The sequence below is a fragment of the Lyngbya sp. PCC 8106 genome (genome assembly GCF_000169095.1).
GTDB lineage: Bacteria > Cyanobacteriota > Cyanobacteriia > Cyanobacteriales > Microcoleaceae > Capilliphycus.
The window spans coordinates 53,723-78,694 of sequence record NZ_AAVU01000034.1 but is presented as its reverse complement, the minus strand read 5'-3'; the positions used below and the strand labels follow the sequence as shown (position 1 = coordinate 78,694).

At 41.6% G+C, this 24,972-nt stretch carries 22 protein-coding genes and 1 tRNA gene; 12 read left to right on the top strand and 11 right to left on the bottom strand.

The annotated features are described in order from the left end of the window. Together L8106_RS20600 and L8106_RS20595 are read right to left on the bottom strand one after the other, a co-directional pair. Positions 1 to 235: hypothetical protein (locus tag L8106_RS20600; protein WP_009786376.1), on the bottom strand; the 235-nt coding region annotated here is incomplete at its 3' end. A 64-nt stretch (positions 236 to 299) separates the two neighbouring features. Continuing rightward, positions 300 to 1,577, bottom strand: coding sequence for an RNA-guided endonuclease TnpB family protein (locus tag L8106_RS20595; protein ID WP_009782307.1), 1,278 nt, complete (start codon positions 1,575 to 1,577; stop codon positions 300 to 302). Positions 1,578 to 1,631: 54 nt separating this feature from the next. Between L8106_RS20595 and tnpA the strand changes: the two genes are divergently transcribed. Continuing rightward, positions 1,632 to 2,036, top strand: coding sequence for an IS200/IS605 family transposase (tnpA, locus tag L8106_RS20590; RefSeq protein ID WP_009782306.1), 405 nt, complete (start codon positions 1,632 to 1,634; stop codon positions 2,034 to 2,036). 155 nt (positions 2,037 to 2,191) lie between these two features. Here tnpA and L8106_RS20585 read toward each other — a convergent pair whose 3' ends face one another. Both L8106_RS20585 and L8106_RS20580 read right to left on the bottom strand, forming a co-directional pair. Next, positions 2,192 to 3,094 (bottom strand): alpha/beta fold hydrolase, encoded by a 903-nt coding sequence (locus tag L8106_RS20585; protein ID WP_009786375.1) that lies wholly within the window; start codon positions 3,092 to 3,094, stop codon positions 2,192 to 2,194. Positions 3,095 to 3,379: 285 nt separating this feature from the next. Further along, a complete protein-coding gene (locus L8106_RS20580; protein WP_009786374.1) occupies positions 3,380 to 4,105 on the bottom strand; it encodes a hypothetical protein in 726 nt (241 codons plus the stop codon). A gap of 73 nt (positions 4,106 to 4,178) precedes the next feature. On the opposite strand from L8106_RS20580, the gene L8106_RS20575 reads away from it, so the two are divergent. The 3 genes from L8106_RS20575 to L8106_RS20570 all read left to right on the top strand — a co-directional run bounded on the left by L8106_RS20575 (position 4,179) and on the right by L8106_RS20570 (position 5,341). Next, positions 4,179 to 4,727, top strand: coding sequence for a GNAT family N-acetyltransferase (locus L8106_RS20575; RefSeq protein ID WP_039896818.1), 549 nt, complete (start codon positions 4,179 to 4,181; stop codon positions 4,725 to 4,727). A gap of 57 nt (positions 4,728 to 4,784) precedes the next feature. Beyond that, positions 4,785 to 4,940 carry a hypothetical protein gene (locus L8106_RS32460; protein WP_009786372.1) on the top strand — a complete coding sequence of 52 codons (156 nt, stop codon included), beginning with the start codon at positions 4,785 to 4,787 and terminating at the stop codon, positions 4,938 to 4,940. A gap of 327 nt (positions 4,941 to 5,267) precedes the next feature. Then, positions 5,268 to 5,341, top strand: a tRNA-Pro gene (locus tag L8106_RS20570). 139 nt (positions 5,342 to 5,480) lie between these two features. Here the strand turns inward: L8106_RS20570 and L8106_RS20565 are convergent. Next, positions 5,481 to 5,675, bottom strand: a complete 195-nt coding sequence (locus tag L8106_RS20565; protein ID WP_009786371.1) for a hypothetical protein — start codon at positions 5,673 to 5,675, stop codon at positions 5,481 to 5,483. Positions 5,676 to 5,692: 17 nt separating this feature from the next. Between L8106_RS20565 and L8106_RS20560 the strand changes: the two genes are divergently transcribed. Further along, on the top strand, positions 5,693 to 7,006 hold the full coding sequence (locus L8106_RS20560) for an RNA-guided endonuclease TnpB family protein (RefSeq protein WP_009786370.1): 1,314 nt from the start codon (positions 5,693 to 5,695) through the stop codon (positions 7,004 to 7,006). Positions 7,007 to 7,711: 705 nt separating this feature from the next. Here the strand turns inward: L8106_RS20560 and L8106_RS20555 are convergent. Further along, on the bottom strand, positions 7,712 to 7,969 hold the full coding sequence (locus L8106_RS20555; protein ID WP_009786369.1) for a hypothetical protein: 258 nt from the start codon (positions 7,967 to 7,969) through the stop codon (positions 7,712 to 7,714). Positions 7,970 to 8,828: 859 nt separating this feature from the next. On the opposite strand from L8106_RS20555, the gene L8106_RS20550 reads away from it, so the two are divergent. Beyond that, positions 8,829 to 11,363, top strand: a complete 2,535-nt coding sequence (locus L8106_RS20550; protein WP_039896833.1) for a CHAT domain-containing protein — start codon at positions 8,829 to 8,831, stop codon at positions 11,361 to 11,363. Positions 11,364 to 11,434: 71 nt separating this feature from the next. On the opposite strand, the gene L8106_RS20545 is transcribed toward L8106_RS20550, so the two are convergent. Further along, positions 11,435 to 12,826, bottom strand: coding sequence for a serine/threonine-protein kinase (locus L8106_RS20545; protein ID WP_009786366.1), 1,392 nt, complete (start codon positions 12,824 to 12,826; stop codon positions 11,435 to 11,437). Positions 12,827 to 13,003: 177 nt separating this feature from the next. Further along, positions 13,004 to 13,723: a zinc metallopeptidase gene (locus L8106_RS20540; RefSeq protein WP_083798456.1), complete on the bottom strand. Its 720-nt coding sequence runs from the start codon at positions 13,721 to 13,723 to the stop codon at positions 13,004 to 13,006. Positions 13,724 to 13,792: 69 nt separating this feature from the next. On the opposite strand from L8106_RS20540, the gene L8106_RS20535 reads away from it, so the two are divergent. Further along, positions 13,793 to 14,020 carry a hypothetical protein gene (locus L8106_RS20535; RefSeq protein ID WP_009786364.1) on the top strand — a complete coding sequence of 76 codons (228 nt, stop codon included), beginning with the start codon at positions 13,793 to 13,795 and terminating at the stop codon, positions 14,018 to 14,020. Between the two features lie 35 nt (positions 14,021 to 14,055). Here the strand turns inward: L8106_RS20535 and L8106_RS20530 are convergent, their stop codons facing one another. Then, positions 14,056 to 14,991 carry an SDR family oxidoreductase gene (locus L8106_RS20530; protein ID WP_198012981.1) on the bottom strand — a complete coding sequence of 312 codons (936 nt, stop codon included), beginning with the start codon at positions 14,989 to 14,991 and terminating at the stop codon, positions 14,056 to 14,058. A gap of 838 nt (positions 14,992 to 15,829) precedes the next feature. Here L8106_RS20530 and L8106_RS20525 point away from each other — a divergent pair. Then, positions 15,830 to 16,318 carry a hypothetical protein gene (locus tag L8106_RS20525; RefSeq protein WP_009786361.1) on the top strand — a complete coding sequence of 163 codons (489 nt, stop codon included), beginning with the start codon at positions 15,830 to 15,832 and terminating at the stop codon, positions 16,316 to 16,318. A gap of 370 nt (positions 16,319 to 16,688) precedes the next feature. Here the strand turns inward: L8106_RS20525 and L8106_RS20520 are convergent, their stop codons facing one another. After that, on the bottom strand, positions 16,689 to 16,898 hold the full coding sequence (locus L8106_RS20520) for a hypothetical protein (protein WP_009786360.1): 210 nt from the start codon (positions 16,896 to 16,898) through the stop codon (positions 16,689 to 16,691). A gap of 220 nt (positions 16,899 to 17,118) precedes the next feature. On the opposite strand from L8106_RS20520, the gene L8106_RS20515 reads away from it, so the two are divergent. The 4 genes from L8106_RS20515 to L8106_RS20500 all read left to right on the top strand — a co-directional run bounded on the left by L8106_RS20515 (position 17,119) and on the right by L8106_RS20500 (position 23,350). Continuing rightward, complete coding sequence (locus L8106_RS20515; protein WP_009786359.1) at positions 17,119 to 18,681, top strand: hypothetical protein; 1,563 nt, start codon at positions 17,119 to 17,121, stop codon at positions 18,679 to 18,681. A gap of 128 nt (positions 18,682 to 18,809) precedes the next feature. Continuing rightward, the gene (locus L8106_RS20510; protein WP_009786358.1) at positions 18,810 to 19,841 is read left to right on the top strand and encodes a MoxR family ATPase; all 1,032 of its coding nucleotides are present in this window, start codon (positions 18,810 to 18,812) and stop codon (positions 19,839 to 19,841) included. After that, positions 19,784 to 22,468, top strand: a complete 2,685-nt coding sequence (locus tag L8106_RS33845; protein WP_009786357.1) for a formylglycine-generating enzyme family protein — start codon at positions 19,784 to 19,786, stop codon at positions 22,466 to 22,468. Before L8106_RS20510 ends, L8106_RS33845 begins: the two co-directional genes overlap by 58 nt. Positions 22,469 to 22,489: 21 nt before the next feature. Further along, on the top strand, positions 22,490 to 23,350 hold the full coding sequence (locus L8106_RS20500; protein WP_009786356.1) for a formylglycine-generating enzyme family protein: 861 nt from the start codon (positions 22,490 to 22,492) through the stop codon (positions 23,348 to 23,350). Positions 23,351 to 23,383: 33 nt separating this feature from the next. On the opposite strand, the gene L8106_RS20495 is transcribed toward L8106_RS20500, so the two are convergent. Continuing rightward, entirely contained in the window at positions 23,384 to 24,922 is a 1,539-nt protein-coding gene (locus L8106_RS20495) for an FAD-binding domain-containing protein (RefSeq protein WP_009786355.1), read from the bottom strand. Positions 24,923 to 24,972 lie beyond the last annotated feature (50 nt).

The following is a 24,972-nucleotide window of genomic DNA, read 5'->3' as shown; positions in this document are numbered from 1 at the left end:
CTCCGGGATTCCGAGTCACAGGTACAATTGGACGAAGTGTAAATCCGCCTTCGGGTGCAATTAATGGAATATTCCCAATTTCTTCAAACTCGAAAAATACGTCTTCTCCCGCAAGCGGAACGTTCGGTACAATTGGAGGAACAACGATGCTATTAACGACTGTCTCACGATCAGGTGGATTAATGCCACCAAAGTTAATTAAACCCGCTCCTCCATCACTGAGAAAAAATACCATGAGTGTTCGTATGGGTTGAGGACTTAAGGTTTAACTGTAGTGACGTACTCCAGACGTTCGTTGCTTAGGCAACAGAACGCTGGCTTCTCCTCTTCTTATTATCAGAAGATTTGCGTTTTATAGTGAGGCGAACGCCCAACCCCACTTTTTTTATTAATATTGCCGAATTAATGTCTCTTGACATTGATGCACCACAAGCGCAAGAATGCCAACGATCTGATAATTCTTTAGGAACACGATTAAGACAAATTGCACAATGTTGAGATGTACCTTTTGGATTGACTTTAACTACTTTCTTGCCAGCTTTTTCAGCTTTGCCAGGAAGTATCTCGCTAAGAAATCCAGAGATACCAGCATCAGCAAAACTTTTGTTTAACCCAGATTTAGCTGATTGTCCATTAGGTAGAAATGTTCCATTTTCTCCCTGCTTAGGTTGATTTCGCCTAGACATATTGGATACCTTTAAGTCTTCAACAAATAAGACATCAGCTTTATCTAAGAGTTGATTAGCAATTTCATAGTGCCATTGTTTACGTTGCCTTGCGATCTTTTGATGAAGTTTCGCTACTTTTTGGTTGAGCTTTCTTCTGGCTTTAGACCCTAATTTTCTACGATCTCTTTTTGATTGAAGTTTAGCTAATTTATCTTCGGATTGGCGATAGAATTTAGGGAGTTTAACAGCAGTTAAATCACTGCAAGCAACAAAAAACTCTAAACCACTATCAATACCTAAACTGTTTTCTTCTGTTGGTTGAATATCTACAGTTAGGCTAGGAACTGATTTATCTTCAAGTGTTAGTGTTACATACAAGCCATCAGCTTTTTGGGTAATTAAAGCTCTTTTAATTGTCAACCCATCAGGTAAAGGACGATGTTGAATAAACTTAATATTGCCTAATTTGGGGAAAGTAATATGATTATTGTTAACACAATCAGGCTTAATAGAAGGAAACCCAATTGTTCGATATCTATTCTTTCCTTTAAATCGAGGCTTACCGCTACGTTTTCCATTTTTATCTCCCTTGATATAACGACTAAAAGCTAGATCGACTCGTTTGACCATATCTTGCAAAACATGAGCATGGATGTCTTTATACCAAGGTCGCTCTTGTTTTAATTGAACAAGGGATCTTTTTTGTTTATAGTATTCTGGTTGTTCTCTAGGTTCAGCAATACTACAAACTAAAGGACAAGAATTAACGTAATTTCTGTTGTTTTCCCACCAATCAAATCTATCAGCTAACAAATAATTGTACTGACACCTTAATTTTTCTAGCCAACTGTTGAGACGACAACGTTGTTCGTAATTAGGTTTTAAACGATATTGGTAAGAAATTATCATGGTAAACCTCGACCTGTTACAATGACTGTAACATAAAACAGGCACGGTGACAACATGAAAGATGATTTTGTCTCTAGCGGGAGAGCAATATCAGACTTAAAAGCCCACTTGGTTTTGACAACTAAGTATCGACGTAAAGTGTTTACAGGAGCTATAATAGAGCGACTTCAAACCATCATATGGGAACGCCGTAAATGGGATTGTCAGATGATTGAAGTTAATGGGGAAACAGACCACATTCATTTGCTTTTCCAATATTACCCACAATTAGAATTACCTAAGTTTGTAGGTAACTTAAAATCTATAACCAGTCGTCGTTTAAGAACTGAATTTCCAGAATTAGCTGATGTTTATAGAAAGTCAGTTTTATGGAATGAATCATATTTTATTGCTAGTTGCGGAGGTGTAACTGTTTCACAATTAAAAGAATATGTTGAGAATCAAAAAACTCCTAATTGACAAAATTTCGGACATCGAGTCCTTAATTTGTCGGGCTATCCTTCCCGACGTTCATCTTCGATAGAACGCGGGGCTGTCGCCATTAGCTCAACTTTTCTGAGATTGTGTGTATGGTAATTATCAGTTAATGAAGTTTACAAGACATAGATAATTTATCAACTATCTTGTCTTTCTGGGGGTGATGGATCACGATTGACTGTTTCGCCCTGTTGTTGGAGAAAGCTTAAAATGTGAATTGCCATCACTTCGGTTTGTTCAACCATTGCCAGATGTCCGCAGTCAGGAATATCGATAACGTTACCGTCTCCCTGTTTAAACATCCAGTGAAAACTCGCCAGATATCGGACATATTGGGGTTCCATGACTTTATCTTCTGTCCCCGCCAAAAAATAAACGGGTTGTTTGAGGCGAGCAACAACTTGGGGGAGACGATGCACTTCAGCTTCTGTTGTGGAGTCTAATAAAGCACCTAAAGCCGCTTCTCGGTGAGCGACGACAAAATCAATCACTCGTTGACGTCCCCACTGACGTGCAATGGGACGAGCGACTTGAGTTCGAGAAAATAAAATATCAAGTAAGGGAACAATCGTCAACCATCGGGGACGAAACTTAACAATTTGTTGTCCAGCCGAACGAAATTTCTCAAATTCTTCTTTAAGATAAATTCCGCCTCCAGCGTTAACACAGATAACGCCTTTGACTTGTTGGGGAAGTAGGTCAGCCGCTAGTAATGCTATTGTTCCCCCCAGAGAATGACCGACAAGCCAAGCTTGCTCAATATTTAGATGTTTTAGTAGTAAGGCTAAATCGGCGGCGTAGGAAGCCGGAGTATAGCTCAAAGAACCCTGAACTGAAGAAGGAGACAGTTGAGAATCCCCAAATCCTCGTAGGTCATAAGATAAACAGGGGTAATGGGGTTGCACCTGCTCAATTAGCGGTTGCCAATAGCGACGGCTCAACAACCAGCCGTGGATAAAAACAATTACAGAACCCTGTTTAGGGGTTGATGGGGTCAAATCGTAAGTGTGTTTGACCCCCTGAATCTCAAGAGTTGTCATCCCTTTATCCTACCCCAGAACAGTCTTTACAGGCAGAAGGCAAGAGGCAATTTACAGTTTACAATGATCGTTGTTCCCTGATCCGGCGTTCCCTGATCCGGCGTTCCCTGTTTTAAAGTTGATGGGGTCAAATCGTAAGTGTGTTTGACCCCCTGAATCTCAAGAGTTGTCATCCCTTCATCCTACCCCAGAACAGTCTTTACAGGCAGAAGGCAAGAGGCAATTTACAGTTTACAATGATCGTTGTTCCCTGATCCGGCGTTCCCTGATCCGGCGTTCCCTGTTTTAAAATCGTTCTCCCATGAGTCGCTGACGCATTCCTTCAGCAATTTTTTGGCCAAGATAGTCAGGAATTAAACTTTCATTGGGGCCTAGCAGATAAAGAATTAAACGAGTTCGACCCCGCCAGACGAGCAGGTTTGCGTTGACTACCAACAAATCTTCTTGCCAAATGGCGTACATGACCTTGTAAAATAAACCAGGCTGGTTATCGGCTTCAATTAATAAAGCGGGGAGGTGAAACACTGGATCTACATAAAATTCGGTGGCTACATCTTCTAGACCTGCATCTAAATTGAATTCTACCGCGAGCATCTCCTCAACTTCAAAATGTCCAGCGAGAGCTTCTTGAACAGCTCGACAGACATTATCAGCAGTCTTCTCAGTTAGTGCTTTACCCCCTCGGGAAACGACTAACTTGATAAAGACCAACATGGGAGGATAAATTTGTCCATATAAACTTAGATTATGGATTGTTAAACCGTAAGCTGCCAAAACACCAAAAATATCGCTCAGAAGAAAAGACTGATTGCGGTAGGCAAAGTGCAAGGCACTTCGACTTCCCTCGGGTTTGATTTCAATGACAGCCTGTCTCGTTTTGTAAATTTGATAGGCAAGTTTGAGATTTTGCAGTTGAATCTCACTACTGACAAATTGCTCATAAAACTGTGGGAACGCTCGATTGAAGCGTTTGAGCAGTTCTAATGTTGATGATTTTAAGCCCAAAGCCATAATTGAGGAGAAGGTACGGGAGATATACTATCTAGTACGGTCATTCAACGTCTACTACCTTAACCACACCTGCATGGGTTTCTGGAAAAACTTGTTTAGCGGTATGAATTCCACTTCGAGTTCCTCGACAGCAGATTACGAGGTTCATAATAACGGGGACAGCAATGCTGCACCCCAGGCAGTTCGCACATCGACTAATAGTAATGGTCGCATTTTTTTTAGTACAGATCGTGATATAGATCTTTATGAACTAGAAGAACTTTGCAGTGCGGTGGGTTGGTCTCGTCGCCCTTTACGAAAAGTGAAAAAGGCTATCCAATATAGCTTTTTGGTGGTTTCGATGTGGCAACTCCAAGGCAAGCAACGACGGCTGATTGGGTTTGCTCGTGCGACTTCTGACCATGCTTTCAATGCGACCCTCTGGGATGTGGTTGTTCATCCGGATTTCCAGAATCGCGGCTTGGGTAAAGCTCTGATGAAGTTTATTATTAAAAAGCTCCGTAGCGACGATATCAGCAATATTACTCTGTTTGCTGACCCCCATGTTGTAGATTTTTATCGAAATTTGGGTTTTATTCCTGACCCCGAAGGAATTAAAGGAATGTTCTGGTATCCAGATTAACTCCTAATGGCTCTACTCGCCAGGTATCGGGAGTGGGGAGACAATGAGTAGTGACGTGTGCGGGAATGTCTGTTGCTGACAACGGGACACCCCTATCTTGGGCAGGGCTGTTTCATTCTCAGTCATCCGTTCACCGCCTCTGAATTGGCGGTGCTTGCGGATGACTCGCTTCCCGAGTTAAAAATTGCCGGGGGTGATGGGGTGATGGGGTGATGGGGAGAGGTATTTTTTCAACATGAAAAATAGCTTTTTATTAATAAAAATCCTCCCTACCTCCCTACCTCCCGCGCACGGGTTCGCCACTCCCCTCAACGCGGGGAACCCGCGCACGGGGGTGGACTCACTACCTCCCCACCTCCCAACAAATCAAGTTTTAGGGCAACGCGCACGGCCCTGCTATCTTGGGGACTGGACTAACTCCTAATCCCTAAGACCGATCACTTTTGCTTCCTATCTGGTCAAATTTTGAGTGAGGTGTAAATTTTGCTATTTTTAACTGACTTAGTGTACTATGTAGGTGTACACTAAAAGTACAGTTTACGGGATGTAGCGCAGCTTGGTAGCGCGCCTGCTTTGGGAGCAGGATGTCGCAGGTTCAAATCCTGTCATCCCGATTAGGGTAAAACTATTTAATTTTCGAGGATATACAGTATCCGTTGCATCAAACTTGCATCCTGTACTAATCCATTGATGCAAGATTTGTCAATATGTGGGTTTGACAGAACGAGAGTTTTACCATCGTTGATGATTGAGTCAATGTTGATTTTTGAGGGTAATTAAAGATATTCTATTGGATAGATTTTGGATAGAAATGGGAATCAAGTGTAACTTGACGTTGGTTAAATTAGCTTCACAGCGAGAAGCCCCACACCTGACACTGCGTTTCAGTGTGGGATGAATCGCCCTTGAGGTTGTTAATTCTCCAGATTGAGTTATAATAAATTGCATTCGCTCTAATTTGCATAATGAGAAACGTAGCAAAAGTCAGACTATATCCAACAGATGAACAGAAACAAGCTCTTACAAAAGCTTTTGGTTCTGTCCGATGGGTGTGGAATTACTGCCTGGAGCTGAACAACCAAGCCTATAAAGAAACAGGCAAGGGAATCTCAGGAATGCAACTGAAGAAACAGTTACCAATTCTAAAAAAGAAAGAAGAAACAGCCTGGCTAAAGGAAACCTATTCACAATGCTTACAGCAGTCTGTTTTAAATCTTTCCAGAGCTTTTGTTAACTTCTTTGAAGGTCGAGCCAAGTTCCCTCGATTTAAGAGCCGCCATGAAAAGCAATCGATCCAGTATCCTCAGAACGTCAAGATTGTTGACAGTCATTTAAGTTTTCCTGTTATTGGCAAAATCAAAGCCAATATTCACCGAAAATTTGATGGCAATATCAAAACAGTCACAATAACAAAGACAAGAACGGAGAAGTATTACGCTTCAATTTTATTTGAGAACGAAGAAGCTGAACCGCAGACTTCTGAAGAAGGAAAAGCGATAGGATTAGACCTGGGACTCACCCACTTTTTGATTACAAGCGAGGGGTCTAAATACGAAAATCCTCGGCACTTTAAAAAACATGAACGTAATTTAAAGCGAAAGCAGCAGAAATTATCTCGCAAGCAAAAAGGTTCCAATTCCCGGAATAAAGCCAGGAAATTGGTAGCAAGAGCGCACGAGAAAATCTTCTTTGCGAGGCAAGACTTCCTGCATAAACTGTCTCGCAAAATTGTGAACGAGAATCAAGTCATAATTGCTGAAAATCTCAACGTAAAGGGCATGGTGAGCCAGCGCGTTGGGCGGGGAACCCGACTTGAAGCGACTGGCTCACCCGCAAGGGTACGCAACCACAATCTAGCCAAGGCAATCAGCGACTGTGGTTGGGGAAGGTTCTTAAACTTTGTTGATTACAAATCAAAAAAGGACGGAAAAACCTATCTGGAAATAGATCGGTTTTTTCCGTCCTCAAAGACTTGTAATGTTTGTCTGAATGTTGTTCAAAGTCTGCCACTCGATGTTCGTCACTGGGAGTGCAATCATTGTCACACCCAACATGATCGTGATATCAACGCGGCTCTCAATATCAGAGATGAGGGATTGAGAGTTATCGCGGCAGACCCAGATCGACAATTCCTCGCCCCTGGGACGGGGGTGACTGCCAGTGGAGAAAGTGTAAGACCAACCAAAGGACGAAAGTCCTCTGTGCGGCAACTTCCGATCAATGATCAATCTAATGATGCTTCGACCAAGGTTGATCAAGAAGCTGGAAGCCTACGCTAGAAAGCGAAGCGTCTGCGTAGGTAGTTCACTTGCTGTTCTGCCTAACGGCAGAATCGGGATGACAGGATTTGAACCTGCGACCCCCTCGTCCCGAAGGTTACATTCGATAGCGTTGAAAGTTCCTCTATTCAAGCATTATAACTATAGACTTTAAATTTATTCTCACCATTTTCTATCCAAAACTTGACACCTAATGAGACATTATGAGCCGATCTCGGTCGCACCGAGCATCCAAATTTATATCCTCGATCCTTTCCTAAACCCAATCTAACAGGGGGTTTTAGTTCCGATCTCCATAATTCTAAATTTAATCTTTAATTTTCTATAACCTTGAGTTTTGAGGCAATTAAGCTCCATAGCATCAAGTCCTCCCTTTCTTTTGCTGGATTGGCATACTCAGCGATACGGGCAAGCCCACACTCGCCTAGCGGCACGGCTTGCGCCTACGCGATCGCAGACTCATACCATATCCGGTTATCAAAGAGGGCTTGTCCCCATATCTTCATCCTATGTCTAGCAAGGCTGCTGCTTTTTCAAATGCCCTCTTAAGCTGTTACGCGACGACATACCCGGACACCTGACACCGATTAAATGCACAACAGCTTACTAAGGCGGATTTAGTATATCATCAGCAATTGCTCCGGCACTGCGAAACTCGCCGCGATCGCGTAGGCGGATAAGAAGTGTAGTAAGTATGAAATGCACTTACTTTTTCGCTTTCTGCTTTTTCTGAGCGTTCTGAAGGGAGAGTTGATAGTGTTCAATCGTCTGTTGATGGGCTTTTGAGTTATAACGATTCTCAATCCAGTCTTTGATCAACCTTTCGTTATACCGAGTGTTGCGAGAATTAACGCGGATAAAGTGAATGCCTTCGAGCCAGTATTTTTTCTGGTATCTTTTCAATGTTGAAGAACTCACACTGAGGAGAGCGCAAGCTGCTTTTTTATTCAGAAAGTTAGACATCGTTTCAATGCAACAGAGTAAAGTTTGCAGAAATTAAAACCCCCTTAAAGATTTGATAGATGCCATTTGAAAAAAATCTTTTAAGGAAAAAAATTCCCGAATTCCCCGGTTAAATTGTTTAAGCTTTGCAGTTGTTTATCTCTTGTAGTTGATCGATTTCAAGAGGGATTGACAAGTTGAATTTCTGGGTTAATTTGTCGATAGATAGGCAAAATGAAGGCAATATTAGCGACTGATATGCGTGCGTGAAGTCTTAATTTGCTGTCGTTTTAATGCCGACTGTAAGTTGGAAAATTTTGCTGAAAGATGATACATGGTTTGGCTCCGGGTGAATGTTTGAGTCCGCTTTCATCCGAGTTCCCCTAGAAAATTGCTCTTCGGCTTTGGATTCTACATAGCGTGTTAGTAAGTGATTAGAATTGAGCCGATAAATTTGGATTATAGCCCATTTTTTCGCAAATCTGTCCACTTTTGATGATGAGATTCTTCTGATGTGGGGTTAAATCAGACGGATATATACGGGTGTAAAATTGGGCAACTGCAAAGTTTTCATACCATTGATGTGATGTCGCTATTTGGGGAGTCCCGTTTAAATAACCACGCTCAAAAATTTGCCCAAGATATTTCTCATCGGGTTATCTACCGAATTCATTCTAATAAAATTTGATTGATTCGCTCAAGATTGGGGATGAAGTTTTGGCGCTTTGAAGCCTATTTAACTTCAATTTATCTAGACCAATTGTGAAGGGAGAACGATGATAATTGATTGAAATCTCGACGGTTCGGCGTGCAGGTTGCATACCTCTTGGAACTAGAGACATATATTAAAAGTGAAGGACTATCTCCTCAAGAAACTCCCATGCTAAATCTAAAAGCTCTAACCGTTGCGGTGATCATTGGTGTGTTGGCTCCCATTCTACCGATGAACCTTCTGTCTGAGTCGCCTGTTATCGCACAAACCCCTGATGAACAAAAAGCTGAACAGCTTCGTATAGAAGGTTTTAAGCAATTGAGCATATATCAATATCAAGCAGCAATTGAGTCTCTTCAAGCCGCACTAAAAATTTATCAGGAGACTGGAAATTTCTCTGGACAAGCCTGGTCTTTATATGGATTGGGATGGGCTTACGACGATACTGGGCAATTACAGAAGGCTATTGAATCTTATCAAGCATCTTTATTTCTTGCTAAAGAAATTGAAGATCACCGTTTAGAAGCCTTCAATTTTAATCTTATTGGCTATGTTTACTTACAACTAGGACAGATCGAAAAAGCAATTGAATTGAATCAGGAGGCTTTGACACTTGCGCGAAGAAATAATTTTTATTGGGAGGAAGCTTTATTTCTAGCTGATATTGGTATGGCTTACTTTCGTTTAGAAAAATATGTAGAAGCTATGAGGTTTTCTCAGCAGGCTTTAGCTATCGCCCAAAAACATGATTTCAAGCAAATAGAAGCCTATGCTTTAAGTGATTTGGGGAATATTTTTCGAGTATTGGGAAGTACAACACAAGCACTTGAACTTTACAAAAAATCTATTATTGTTTCAAAAAAAATTAGAAACCGTTACTGGGAAGTTAATGCTTTAATAGGCTTGGGTTGCACTTATCAAGCTTTAGGAAGTGACCAAGAAGCTTTAGCATCTTATCAACAGGCTTTTTTCATTGCTAAAGAGATTGATTATTTATCTGGAGAAGGACAAGCACTTAGCCTTATAGGTGACTGGTTCACTCAACAAAAACAATCCCGGCTAGCAGTTACGTTTTACAAGCAAGCTGTCCAAGTTTACGAATCTATCCGGGTAAATATTCAAGAACTTCCTATTGAACAGCAGAGATCGTATACTAATAATGTTGCTCATACTTATCGAAATCTAGCTGATTTATTGTTAAAAGAAAATAGAGTGTTAGAAGCGCAGCGAGTCTTGGATTTACTGAAAGTTCAGGAGTTGGAAGATTACCTCAAAAATGTTCGGGGAAATGCCAACACTGCTGGCGGAATCGAATTTTACCAACCCGAAGCCGAAATTCTCGCCCGTTACAATGAACTCCAAAAAAACGCTATTGAAGTCGGGGAAGAATTAACCCAACTGCAACAGAAACAAAATTTAACGCCCTCTGAAGAACAACGCCTCAGTCAATTATATAACTTACAAGAAGAAATTAACAAAGATTTTAATAACTTTGCTCGTAGTCCAGAAGTCCGAGAATTAATTGAAAAACTCAGTTTTGATGCACGAGAACAAACTTTATCTCTGGGTGCGTTAGATGGTTTACGGGATAAATTAGGAGATTTGGATGCAGTTCTGTTCTATCCTTTAATTCTAGAAGACCGTTTAGAATTAGTGATTACCACTCCCAATTCTCCCCCTTTGCGGCGCACTGTTGAGGTTAGCCGAGAAGAATTATATCGGACAATTGTTCGGTTTCGTTTGGCGTTACAAGATCCAACAATTGATGCGGTTGCACCCGCCCAAAAACTCTACAAGTGGCTGTTTGAACCCCTCGAAGATGACTTAAAAGCTGCCAATGCTGAGGTGATTATTTATGCCCCTGACGGGGTTTTACGTTACATTCCGTTGATGGCATTGCACGATGGTAAACGGTGGTTAGCCGAACGTTTTCGAGTCAATAATATTACCGCAGCTTCCCTAGAAGAAATTGATACCCAACCCCAACCCGAACCCAAAATTTTAGCGGGGGCGTTTGCGAGTGAGTCGTTAATACGTTCGGCAAAAATAGGTCAACGGGATGTACAATTTGCGGGTTTACCCTTTGCTGGAATTGAAGTAGCCGCGTTACAAAATACCCTGACCAATACAACGGCTTATGTCGATGAAGCCTTTACCCTCGAAGCGATGAAACCCAAAATGAATGGTTATAATATACTGCATTTTGCCACTCATGCGGCTTTTGTTCCAGGCGACCCGTCCGAATCTTTTATTGTGTTTGGTGAGGGGGAAAATCCAACGCTGAGAGATGTGGAAAATTGGTCATTATCGAATGTAGATTTAGTGGTTTTAAGCGCCTGTGAAACGGGGTTGGGTGGCTTTGATAATAACGGCGAACAAATTCTCGGACTCGGTTATCAATTCCAAAATCAGGGGGCGAGGGCTGTGCTGGCGTCGTTGTGGAAAGTTAGCGATGGTGGGACTCAAGTATTGATGAATGTTTTCTATAATGCCTTGCAACAAGGATACAGCAAAACCGAGGCGTTACAAATCGCCCAACAGAGTTTAATTACTAAAAATACCTCAACCGTTTTCAGCCAGAAATCGCCTGATGGTACAATGGTTTTTGTCAGTTCTGAAATTGAACTTCCCGCTAATATTCGGAATCATCTCGACCACCCCTATTATTGGGCATCGTTTATTTTAATTGGAAATGGTTTATAGTGATTTTAGGCTTTAGAATCACCTTTGGGCTGAATAATAACTTAACGCCCTTTGTCCTCGTCAACTTGTTCTTAACCTCGGCTAATTGGTAAATTAAGCCAGTCACTCAATTCGTGAGCAAGCCAATCGATTTCCGGGGGAGTTAAACCGTTTATAGTATTTGACGTGCATTTTTTTACCCCCACCCAAATATTAATCTTAGGATGAACTTTAACCGAATTTCCATCCGAGTCTTTTTGATATAAAACCGGGGAGAGTTCAACTTTTGTAATATCCGAGCGATGGCCGATAAAGGGTTGGCCGTATTGGACTCCAAATATTTTTGAAATTAGAGAAATTTTAGCCGGAGTAATCCGAAGTGTTGTGACTCCGAATAAACTAAAGGGAATGTATGCAATCATCGAAAGACCAGCTCTTGAAAAAAACGTGAAAAACACTAAATAAAAAAACAATCCTGTCCAACTAAAATTGGAAAGCATAGCCCACAATAAGGACGCGGTAAAAGAGTTCCATACAATTGCCAAGGGAATTAGGAAAATTAGATACAGATGAAAACCTCGTGGCGGAATGAAAATCTCGAACATCTCCTCAGTCTTTGTAACTATGACCTTGCTGCCATTCGGTTTGGTCACGAACAACTGATTTTTGCGGAAGTTGGAATTTTCTAGAGCTTCCAATGCTTGTTTTGCAGATTGAAATCGGAGTTCAACATTAGGCTCGGTCATCGATTTTAGCCAGTCTATCATATTAAAACTGAGGTGAACTCGATTTTCAAACCTGATACGCATCTGCTGTTGGGGTAATTGATCGGGATGCTGTCCGGTTGCCAGATAAATTAAGGTAGCCCCCAAAGCATACAAATCCGAAGCCGATGTGGTGTGTCCGCCAAATTGTTCGGGAGGCATATAGCCATAAGTACCCACAATAGTTCGGGTGCCGCCATGTACCACCGTCTGAACCGAACCCAAATCAATCAGATAAACTTGCCCGACGCTATGACCACTGCGATCGCCCAATAAAATATTACTGGGTTTAATATCTCGATGAATAACTGGGGGTTGGCGGCGATGCAAATAATCCAAAATTTCTAATAGCTGTTTGGCGATCGCTTTGAGATCGGCTTGGCTAAAAGTACGACCGGATTCTATCCACTTCAGCAACGATTTGGCTTCAATATAAGTTTGAACGAACGCGAACCCCTTTCCCCATTCCATCTCCAACTCAAAGTCATCCAAATATTGAGGAATAGCGGGATGATCCAGAGATTTCAGCACTGAGGCTTCCCGTTCAAATAGTTTTAAATATTCCCAAGTGAAATCCGGGCTAAATAATAGTAATTTCACCACAACCGACAAACCCGTTTGTAAATCATGCGCCAGAAAAGTTCTACGACCGACTTGACCACCGAGTAGCGATTCAATGCGATAGCGATCGCCTAAAACCCGACCAATAAATTGCTCCATAACTGTTATCCTAAAGTGATGGCTTGTCTGAGCGCGAACCCAATCTAAAGCCAGACTGCGGTATTACTACTTATCTCGAAAGATTATTAACTTATGCACTTTTTTTCTACACTCCCATCAATCATGCAAACACAAGCCAACTCTCCCGCCCATTCCGGGAGATTCTTAAACCTTGGTTTAAAAGAAGGGATGTCTATAGGCCGGGCGAAGTAAGGGTAAATAAGTTAAAGCCGCATTCCACAATAATTTTCGGGCAACTTTCCGTTCTTGGCGGGTCAAAATCTTGTGCTTTTCTAATAAATGCAATGCCAATAGGGAAGCCCAGATTTCATCCAGAAAAATCCATAAACGACCCATCCAAATCAATACACCCAAAAGCATTATTAAACAGGCGAATAAAGCTCCAATAATCGGAACAACCAAGACGGCGATTTGGATTGAGAATAACTGGCCGATCCCTTTCAAAAATAGGGGAATTAAAATCGGAAATTCTCGGGCAGGTGAGTAGTATATGATTGGGGATTGTCTTAACAAAGAACTGAGTTTTTTCAGGGGTTCGGGTTGGTAGACGTGGCCGACTTCATGGGCGGCGATCGCGGCGGCAATAACGGAGCGGGAATAATAAATATCTTCGGATAAATTAATCCAATTTAAGCCCGGAAGATAGGAGTTTTGCTTGTTTGAATTGAAACAGACCAGAACATTTTTAATCTGACATTTTTTCAGAAGTGTTTGAGCAACTTCAGCACCTGTCATCTGAGACTGACTATCTTCAAGCAGAATACGCTTCTGGCTTTTCAGCAATTGAGGCATCAGCCTGTCAACCATTTTGTCAAGGTATCTTCTAGAATCTTCGGTATTATATTTCCCGGAAACCGAAAAGTTAGACTCGCTCATCAACGTCCCCAATCAATCTCTATTGTTCTTCATCTGTTTCGGAGACAATTCTCATTTTTATGAAAAGATGTGAGTGTAAATGCCATAATTCAATTAAAAAATCCTACTCAACGTTGGATTATGACTCAAGCAGTTTCAAAGACAGGGGAATCATTTGATTGTGCCGAAACAACTCAACAAACGCCAATTTCTTGTGTTCTTCCATCAAGGGTAACTTATGAGGTTAAGTTATTTACAAATAATGAACGTTACGGTCAGTTTGACTATGTGGGAGCGCTGGAATTTAACAGAAAGTAGAATCGGGTTGTTTTTAAGTTAGTATTCTTTAGCGCTCAAGTTGAACCCTTGCGCCATAACTGGGCGTGGTCTGTAATGTAGTCTCGCACGTCGAGGGGCTTTCGACCTAAAAGCCGTTCTAGTGTAGGATCGACCGTTTCTGCTTGTCCGAAGCGCAGCCCCAGATGAAGAAGGGTTTGAACAAGAATTTGCGCCCCGGGCAGGTTCTGACGTTGAAGATGGCGTGCATAACCCCAGATACTTGCCGAGTCATAACGAATTTTACGACCCAACGACGAGGTTAGACACTCCGCTACCTCCTCAAAGGAAAATGCTTGAGGGCCTGTCAGGGTGTATGCTTTACCTTGATGAGTTTTCCATGAGACTAGGGCATCTGCGGCAACTTGTCCGACATCTCGCAAGTCTACAAAGGCAACTCGTCCCCGACCCGAAGGCAGATACAGGCGATCATCGTTCCTGATATCCGAACGGTATGCGCTACCGAGATTTTGGGCGAAGAAGCCGGGACGCAGAATTGTCCAGTTGCCGGGATGAGTTTGCAGGTGTTGTTCGACGGTGTAATGGGGTATGATGCGATTGCCATCGGCTCCGGCTACCGACAGAAAAACGATTTGTTGAACTCCCACTTCACGAACCGTATCAATAAATGGGTTGAGAGTCGCCTTCATATTGCTGATGGCAGGGGGACGAAGCAAAAACACGGACTGGCATCCGGCGATCGCATTAAGATAGGTGGTTGGATCTTCAAAGTCAAGGTGAACGGTGTTGGGGTTTTGTTGTTCCCCAAGCGGCACCGGAGAACGACTTGCAATGCGGATCGTTGCGGGTTTGTCCTTCAAGCTGCGAAGAACTTCTCGACCCACATTTCCCGATGCACCCGTAACCAGAATAGTTGGACTCATGTTCGCTTTCAAAGAATCATTTAAAGCTGGAGAATTAATCTCCCGACTCGCCACTGAGCAATGGTACAAAAAGCTTCAACTCATTGTGATCGCAGTATCTGATATCAATAAGAGTGTAGTCAGGATTCCACTCCCGACCCGAAAAACCGTTGAGAGAATTTCCAGCTTTGTCCGGTTCATTCTATCTTAGTCTTAACAGTCCATGACAAGATGACTACACCCCGAATTATAAATTAATTATAATCTATAATAGCTTAAAGCTTATTCCTACGGGCATTACAGAATTTAGATCTAAAATTTTATTTATTATATCTTGACACTTATTATAATTACTGCTATATTAGAAAAGTAAATTAATATATAAAGAAACCATGACACAATGTCAACGTCTGGCAGATTTGCTGAAGATCTCCCAAAACTCCGTTTATCGGTGGTCTCGCGGCGAGACACCCTCGGCTAAAAACGGCGAGAAAATAAATTTGCTCCTGAAATATTTAAAGAGGATTTCTGCTGGATACACACCAAACACACGAAATAATCCAGAAAGAATCAGACAGAAATTAGGTTTGAAGCCCATGCAGATGGCTCAATTTCTCGAAATTTCCCAAGCTACCTTGCGGCGGTGGGAAAGTGGTTCTGTGCCTACTTTACGGCGAAGTGTTTCTCACTCAAACCTTACGGAGCATATACAATTTATCAAGAACATCACAAAATACTCCTCACATTATGATAAATATAATAGAGGGTAGAAAGTAGATTTTATATTGATATATACCTATAACTAAGACCTATAACTAGGTTTGATCACCGCTAGTATCTAAGAGTTAGCGAAGATGTTGAAAAACCTATCTGTTCTTATCTTCCTAACTCTGAGGATACTCGTCTATGAAAACAGTTCACTATTATTATGAGACGTAAGGAACTTGCACGAAATTCTTTTCAGCAAATTGTGGTAGATTTTCTTAAAGAAAACACATTTAGAAGCTTTACAGCTAAAGAGATTCTTGAAGCGACGAATAAAAAATCCGGCAAATCTAGAAGTATGGGTTCCATGAGTGGAACACTGAAGGTTTTGTGTGAGGGTGGATGGGTAGTTAAATCTGATGACTATCCATCACTCTATTCATATAAAGAAGAATTTTCTAATAAACAGGAGACATCTTTCGATACAAAGGATACAAAAGAGATGACAATCAAACCAGTAGAGACAAATCAGCAAGGGAATGTTGATGAATTTTTTCCTAAAAGTGAATTAGTTTCTGAAAGAGATGAAATTAGGAAAGAGATCGCTGATTATGATAATAAAATAGATCGCTTACAAAGAGAGCGGTATGCTTTGCAAAGTAAGTTAGAATTGTTAGAAAAATTTTTATCAAAACGGGCTAGATCTGAATAGGATTGAAAAAATTGATTCTATAGCGCTTCGCGCAGGGAACAGAAGAGAGAAATGCTTATAGTGCAAAGCTTTGAGCAATTTCTTACAATGGCGATCTGTAAATAGACGACTCGCGACTTGCTATAGTAATAGCTTCTAATTGATTTTGCTCAATTAGTCAATTCAATCTGTTTTTCAAGAAAAAAAATGTAAACGTTAATATTATAATATCAATCAAAATAATATAACCTGAACTATTATACTGTTTTTTTTATTTTTGAGCAAGATTATACTACAATAAAAGTTAGCGAGTTTGTAGGGTGCATCAGATAATTAAATTAGTGATTTTATAACTCCTGTCCAAATCTAATGCACCTCAATAGATATAACTTTAAGTTCTCATCAAATCTGTATCGATATCGAAGTTTTTTTGAGGTGAAGAAAATCGAGAACCCCCATCTTTAACTTCAGGCGGTACATTGTTCTTATTGTTTGCGAAACAGATGAAAGTTTGACTAAAGGGCTGAGACATCGGACTAGAATATAAACAAACAGCAGGAATAATAACAGTTAATAAAACCGGAATGGATAAAATTTTCATATTTCTCCTCACTTGTTTAATGTTTTCTGTAGTTGAGTCAGCAGAACCTCCTCCTCAACTGAACTGACTATCGCTTTGGGGTAGTACCCTCAAGCAAGCGGACTTTCAGAAATAGCAAAAATCGAGGTATATTGGGCATTGGGGTAGTTTGGGGTAACTCAAAACATTGGAACCCAACACCATAACCCCAAACTTTTTGTAAAAATATCCGTTGACCCCTATGCCCAGAGTAACTTATGGCCCCAAAGTCAAAGCCCGAGCCAAATCTTTATTGAAAATCCTGCTATTATTTGTTAAAGGAGAGGTAGAAAATAGCCATCGCTTTGATCTAAAATACTGTTGGTTAGATGAAGAAAAACCTCCCCAACTGCGGATAGAAACCAATCTGAGAACATTAGAAGCCCTAACAAATAGCCAGGAAAACAGGTTAACAAAAGCTCAAATTCGAGAATCTCTCAAACGGATGGATGACTTTCTGAACATCTTAAAAGACGAACGAATCCAAAAACGGGGATTAGAAGATTGGCGTTTTACGCTGACTTTATGGTCAAAAGATATCGAAGAAAATTTACAACAATTTTCAAAAACATGGGATCGTCTTTGTCCTCAAAGTCAGGAAAATCTAATCAGTGAATCAATTTTTCCACCGACAGCCGAATTAAACTTAATCCCCGAAAAACTTAACTTAGAACACTTAGATAAGTTATTACAAGACCATTTAGAACGCCTGAATAATAACGAACAAAACAACTTAGAAAATGCAATTAAAGCAGCATTTCAACTTTGCGACCCCGCCCAAGATTGGATAGAAGGCGATAGACTAGATAAATTTATAAACTTGAGTCAAGTCTCTTATCCCGGTTGGAGTGAAATAGATGGGTTAACACAATTTGCAGTATTTTTAGCAACATTTTCGGATAATTTAACCCGTGAATTATTCGATAATATTAAAACTTTTGTTGAATTTAGGAACCCCAAACAAAACTTTAATAAGTTACTCATTAAAGCAATACGAGAAAAATCAGAACGCAATATTTCCCCCAAAAACACCCTCGAACATTTAATCATAGAAGTCATTCCCACTGAACTTTCAAAAGGAGTAAGAGTTTCAATGTGGGATGCGAAGAACTTCTCCTCACCACTGGTTCAAGATGAAACAATGTCACTTGACGAACTGCCGAACTTTCTAGAAGCTTGGTTAGAAGAAAACTCAGAATACACCTCGCCCACCCTTCATATATTTGTCCCTAGAAATTGGTTGAATTTAGATTTAAGCGAGCGCCAAACCGAATCAGAATTAACCCTCGGAAGTCAATATAAACTGGTAATGCGAACCCATCATAACTTAACCCCAACCGGAAAACAATATTACAAACTTTGGCAACAAAAATGGCAATTATTAGAAACTAAAATAGAACAAACCGCCAAAACAACATTTGTTCGCGCTGACTGTGGAAGTCCCGCCAAATTATTCCAAACGTTGAAATCTTCGGAAATGGCAATTCTAGAAAACTTAGAAATGACAAAACTCGAAAAAATATTAGAATTTGTAGCCAGAAAAACAGCCCTTCCCGTTGCTTTATGGTCGCGGCGTAGCGAATTAAGCGATCGCATTGATAATATTTTAGACTGCGAAGTGAGCCAATTATCCGAACGTATATTAGAAGAACGTTGTAATTCTCTCACAGAAGATGACAACCACATTGGTCATCATTTAACCTTAGTTTGGGAAGATCCAAATATTGTGCCACCCACCCTACAATTTGACTCGGAGGCTTGTTAGAAGGTAATAGGCAGTTTACAGTGACCAGTGACCAGTTTTTCAGTAAACAAGTACCGTGCAATGATCAGTAAACCGTGTTAACTTCTTCCCTCCTAACTCCTAACTCCTAACTCCTAACTCCTAAACTTATGAATGACCCAATATTTCAACCCATATTCAAAGGAACGGGTAAACCCAACCCAAAAGCCATTTCTAAGCTTCCTCCCCCTCCCCCCTGGCGAAAAGTTGATCGCCGCCAACCGGAAAGAGGCGCTACCTTTCAAGCCCAACCCACCGAAATAGAAATGGTGAATGCAGCCTTTTATTTGCGTCGCCCTCTATTAGTAACAGGAAAACCGGGAACGGGTAAAACCTCCCTGGCCTACGCCGTCGCCCATGAACTCAACCTCGGAGAAGTCCTCTACTGGCCGATAACCACGCGAACAACCCTCAAAGATGGGTTATATTTATATGATGCGATCGCCCGTTTACAAGATATCGGAGAAAAAGATAGAAGCAATTTCGAGAATATTGGCAAATATATCCGTTTGGGGCCACTGGGAACGGCGTTGTTACCTTCTAATAAACCCCGTGTTTTGTTAGTTGATGAAATAGATAAAAGCGATATTGATTTACCCAATGATTTACTTTATCTTTTTGAAGAAGGAGAATTTGAAATACCGGAATTAGTGAGAATTGAAGAAATTAAAGGGTCAGTCGAAGTCCGAACTGCTTATAAAAATAATAGCCAAGATAAAACAACAATAATTCAAGGAGGGCGTGTTGTTTGCAGTCAATTTCCATTGATGATATTAACCAGCAACGGTGAACGGGATTTTCCCCCGCCATTTTTACGGCGTTGCGTGCGGTTAACGATGGAAGAACCCGACGAAAAACGTTTGGAAGAAATTGTCAAAGCGCATTTTGAACAAGAGGAAAATGGGGCGAAAAAAATAGCAGAATCCGAAGAATTGATTAAAGAACTTGTCAAAAAGTTTGTGAAAAAACGTTCAGATCGCAATAAAGGAGATTTGGCAACCGACCAACTTCTTAATGCCGTTTATCTGGTGATGCGAGAACGAACTTCCGATTTAACTAACCGAGAAAATCTTATTAATAGACTGTGGAAACACCTAAACAGCAGCGAAGACCAACAATCGGACAATTCGCGCAACAGTTAAAACGTTCGGGACTAGAATTGGATGCGGCTGACCTGGCTGACCTGCTTTGGCTGGCTCAATTTATCGAGTCGGAAAGTGAGGTTTTTTCTGAAGAAATATCCGAAGAAATTGTTGAGTCAATTTCAACAAAAACGAATAGTATTGATGAGACAATTGATGAGACAAATACCTCAATATCCGAACCCACTTTTAATTTATATTCTAACGAAGAATCCTCATCAATATCTCAAACAACAGAATCTTCTAAACCTTCACAAACAGACCAAAAAGTATTACCTTTTCCTGTTCCCTCCGCCCCCGCTATTCGGACAAGTTTGGACTTGGCGCGTGCGTTGCGTCCGTTGATGCGGAAGGTACCGTCGCGCATTTTGGTTGATGTCGATGAAGAAGCTACCGTGACTCAACTCGCTGAGACGAACATCTGTGTCCCCGTCGTCCGACCAACCCCGGAACGTTGGCTTGACCTGGATTTAGTGGTAGAATCTTCTAAAACAACGGTATTGTGGAAACGTGCGATCGCCGAATTGCAACATCTGATGGAATATCAGGGAGCGTTTCGGACAGCGCGGACTTGGCGGTTGCAAGCTGAAGAACAGACCGTGCAACTGTTTCCCCGTTGGAATGAACGTCTAGAAAACCGTTTAACTCAGCGTCCCCGCAGTATTCGAGAATTAGTTGACCCGTCGGGGCGGCGTTTGATATTATATGTTAGTGATTGTACTTCGGCGTTGTGGCGACAAGGGATAATTTACGAAACGTTGTGGCAATGGTCGCAAACCCAACCTGTAGCGTTAATGCAGATGTTACCGGAACGGTTATGGTCGCGCACGGCTTTGAGTAATGGTTATATTGTCCGGTTGGGGGGGAGAGTTGCGGGGTTGGCGAATGCGAGGTTAAATGTAGAAGGTTTACCCGATGTTGATGAGTGGGATGAGTGGGATGAACCGGAGGAAGTGAGCGATCGCAGATTACTAACTTTACCCATAATAACACTTGACCCTAATTCTTTTCAACGTTGGGCGCGAGTGTTGGCGGGTGTGGGAGAGACTCAGACGCCAGGACGGGTGTTTGAACTAGCTTTTGTGCGGGAAATGGCGGATGAACCCGTTTCAACGCCTGTACGAACTGCTAAACAACGAGTAGAATTATTTCGGGCGACGGCTTCGCGGACGGCGAGACAGTTGGCGGGGTTGATGGCGGCGATACCTGTGAGTTTACCTGTTATTGATTTATTGCGGGATGAATTTTTACCGGATGCACAACAGGATCATGTGGCAGAAGTGTTGCTGAGTGGTTTGTTGCGGCGTTGCGATGCGGATGAAAGCGAGGTTTGTCAGTACGAGTTTTTTGACGGGGTGCGAGATTTGTTAATTGATGGGGTTCCGATTACCAAGACAACGGCGATTTTAAACCGTCTTTCTGAAATTATAGCACAAAAAGCCGGACGAACGATTAACTGTTTTGAAGCTTTGTTGACGGTTTTAGAAGAGTCTGAAAATGCTTTGGGCGAGTCTGCGTTACCCTTTGCAACCGTTGGGTTGGATGTGTTGCGGCGTTTGGGGGGAGATTATCAAGAATTGGCCGAACGTTATGGGCGTCGGGAATTGTCTTCTGTTGGGGAAACGGAGACTCAAACGGTTGATTTTCTGTTGGAAGAACGGGAGTATGAAGTTGCCAAAGTTGTTAATTTTCCCCCTTTGCAAACCTTCGAGTACGAACCTGCTATTATTACCAATATTCTCGAACGTTTTGAATTTGAAACCGCAACCATTAGCCGGGAAAATGAAGAATGGGTTATTCATCGTCGTCGTTCTTCTGCTTGGGGTTATACTGAACATCTAAATAATGAAATTGGTTTGGAGATGGTTTTAATACCGGGCGGAACGTTTGTAATGGGTTCTCCAGAAGATGAACCTGAAAGTCAAGAAAATGAACGACCCCAACATGAAGTTACCCTCAAACCGTTTTACATGGGGCGATATGTCATTACTCAGGCGCAGTGGCGAGTTGTAGCGAGGTATCCACAAATTGAACGCTATTTAAACCCAAATCCATCTGTATTTAAAGGAGATAACCACCCAGTTGAAAGAGTCAGTTGGAACGATCTGATAGAGTTTTGTAAGCGACTTTCAGCCCATACTGGATTGGAATATAAACTGCCCAGTGAAGCCCAGTGGGAGTATGCAACTCGTGCCGGGACTCAAACCCCATTTCAGTTTGGAGAAACGATCGCTCCAGATTTAGCTAACTATAGAGGAATAGACAAAATTACTAAAGACGGAACCTATAGTGGTTCTTATCGGTCAGGCCCTAAAGCAAAATTGAATCGAGAACAAACAACAGATGTAGGCTATTTTCCCGCAAATGTTTGGGGACTCTACGATATGCACGGTAACGTATTTGAATGGTGCGAGGATTACTATCACTCAAATTACCAAGGAGCGCCCGATGATGGTAGTGCTTGGATAGATGAAGACCGTACAAATACAAATCGGGTAATGCGGGGCGGTTCCTGGACTCGTTGTCCAAGAAACTGTCGTTCTGCCTATCGCAGCAGCTATATTCCACGCGACCTCATCAACGATGATGTTGGTTTTCGTGTGGTGTGCGTGATGCCATCGATGTAGCGTTTGGTGAAAGTTTCTACTATGTCTAACGAAACAGAAAAACGTATTATTATTACCCGTTACAAACGCACGGGTCAGTATTTCACCGAAAATTTGGGAGATGGTGTTGGTTTGGATATGGTACTCATTCCCGGTGGCACGTTTTTAATGGGGTCGCCAGAAGACGAACTCGAAAGCCGAGATAACGAACGACCCCAACACGAAGTTACAATTCAACCGTTTTTTTTAGGGCGATATACTGTTACACAAGCCCAATGGCAAATTGTAGCAAACTACCCGCAAATTGAGCGAGAATTAAACCCAAATTCATCTAGATTTAAAGGAGATAATCGTCCGGTTGAAAACGTTAGTTGGTACGATGCAATAGAGTTCTGTAAAAGATTATCAGTAAAAACCGGACGAGAATATAAATTACCTAGCGAAGCGCAATGGGAATATGCTTGTCGTGCGGGAACAAAAACCCCATTTCATTTTGGTGAAACTATCACAACCGAACTCGTCAACTATAACGGAAACTACACATATAATAAAAGTCCTAAAGGAAAATATCGAGAACAAACAACCGATGTTGGCAGTTTTCCACCTAATAACTTTGGGTTGCACGATATGCACGGCAATGTTTGGGAATGGTGCGAAGATGATTGGCATGATAACTATGAAGGTGCGCCAGATGATGGTAGTGCATGGTTTGATGACAATATGAACCTGGCGGAAAAACAGAGTAGGACTGTTGTGCGGGGTGGCTCCTGGGCTGACCATGCTAAAGACTGCCACTCTGCTGACCGCGACGATAACTATAGTGCAAAGCGCGACCAAATCAACTACTACAATGGTTTTCGGGTGTCCTGCGTGATGCCATTGGTTCAACCTCTACAAAATTAACCATTCGCGCATAGTTTTGTTCGCCATTTTGAGTTACTCAGCAATCTGTTTATACTGTTGATATCGTTGTTCTTGAGCGCTCCAATATTTGCCAATTGCTTCGCTCAATCCCATTGCCCGTTCGTACTCTATCCCTTGTTCTTGTTCCAGACGTTTTTTAACTTGTTTGCGTAACTCTGACACCACTTTACCATTAATCTTTCGCATCTCATACCAATCTAACATCGGTTCAGGATAACCGCTCAATTCCCCAATTTCCCCTGATAAAATTTGCTCATCGGTGCAGTCTCTCAACTCCGGTATCCAATCTCGCACAAACTCAAATTTGGGGTCTTTTTCGGTTAAATTTTTAGTCGGGTTATAAATCCGAAAAGTCGAAGATAGGGGATTAGTTACTCCGGCTTGGGCTTGCCACTGCCAATGATTAATTGCAATATCTCCATCGACCAAATAATTCATATAATGTCGCGCCCCGTGATGCCAGGATACCCCACAAATCACCGTCAGAAAATTGGCGCACATCGCCCTCATTCTAAAGTTCATCCATCCCATCGATTGGAGTTGTTTCATACTCGCATCTACTAGCGGAAAACCCGTTTTTCCTTGTTGCCACGCTTGAAAATATTCCAATTTTTCGCCTTCTAATTCCCCGTCGGAATACCATTTGTCAAACTCCGGGTAACAATTTTGATAAGCAAGTTCTGGGAAATAGTATAATCGTTGAATCGCACTATCTCGCCAGCGTAAACAATTGCGAAAAGATTTAAGTGCAAATTGAGCTTTTGCATTCTCTTTCAATTCATTAGCCCTGGCTTTTGTTTGTTGGTAAACTTGTCGGGTTGATATTGTACCAAACGCCAAATGAGCCGATAAATGAGAAGTTCCCCCAAGCGTTGCGATTTGAGGACGGGATAGCTTCCAATGATAACCGTTGTATCTGGATTTCAACCAAGAATTTAGGGTCTTTTGAGCCTCGACTTCTCCCCCGGTAAATAAGGCGCTGTTTTGTGAATTGAAGTTGTATTTTTGTTGAAGTTCATCGAAGGTGAGTTGAGTCAAATTCAGGGGAATTTCGGGAGTTTTTAGTTTGGTTGGTATCGGATGTTGAGGTTGTCGTAAATCAGCATAATATTCATTCATCCATTGTTCGCGATTTTCCCCCTCAATTTGCAGAAAGTTATTCAAACCTAAATAACAGTTTAAACCCAACCGTTGATAAAATTCAATCACTTGATGATCGCGTTTTCTGCCATAATCAACTTGAATATCACGATTAAATACAAGTCGGGGATGATAGCCCAATTCTAAGAGTTCACCCGTCAGAGTTTGAATCACCTCAACAGAATTTCCTTCAAATAAATAAAGCCGACTTCCTAAGTCTCTTAAAGAGCCATCCAAACAGGCTAAAGACTCAAATAAAAATTGAACCCGCATCCCACCGATATCCGGTTGTTGGTAAAACCAAGGGTCAATAATAAAGCAGGGGAGAATTTCTTCATCGGTTGCGGCAGCTTGTGCGACAATATCATTATCTATTAATCGTAGATCACGACGGAACCAAAGAATCTGCATAAAAAAATCGTGGGAGTTGACGTTTTAATCTACTGTAGCGCAAGAGGCGC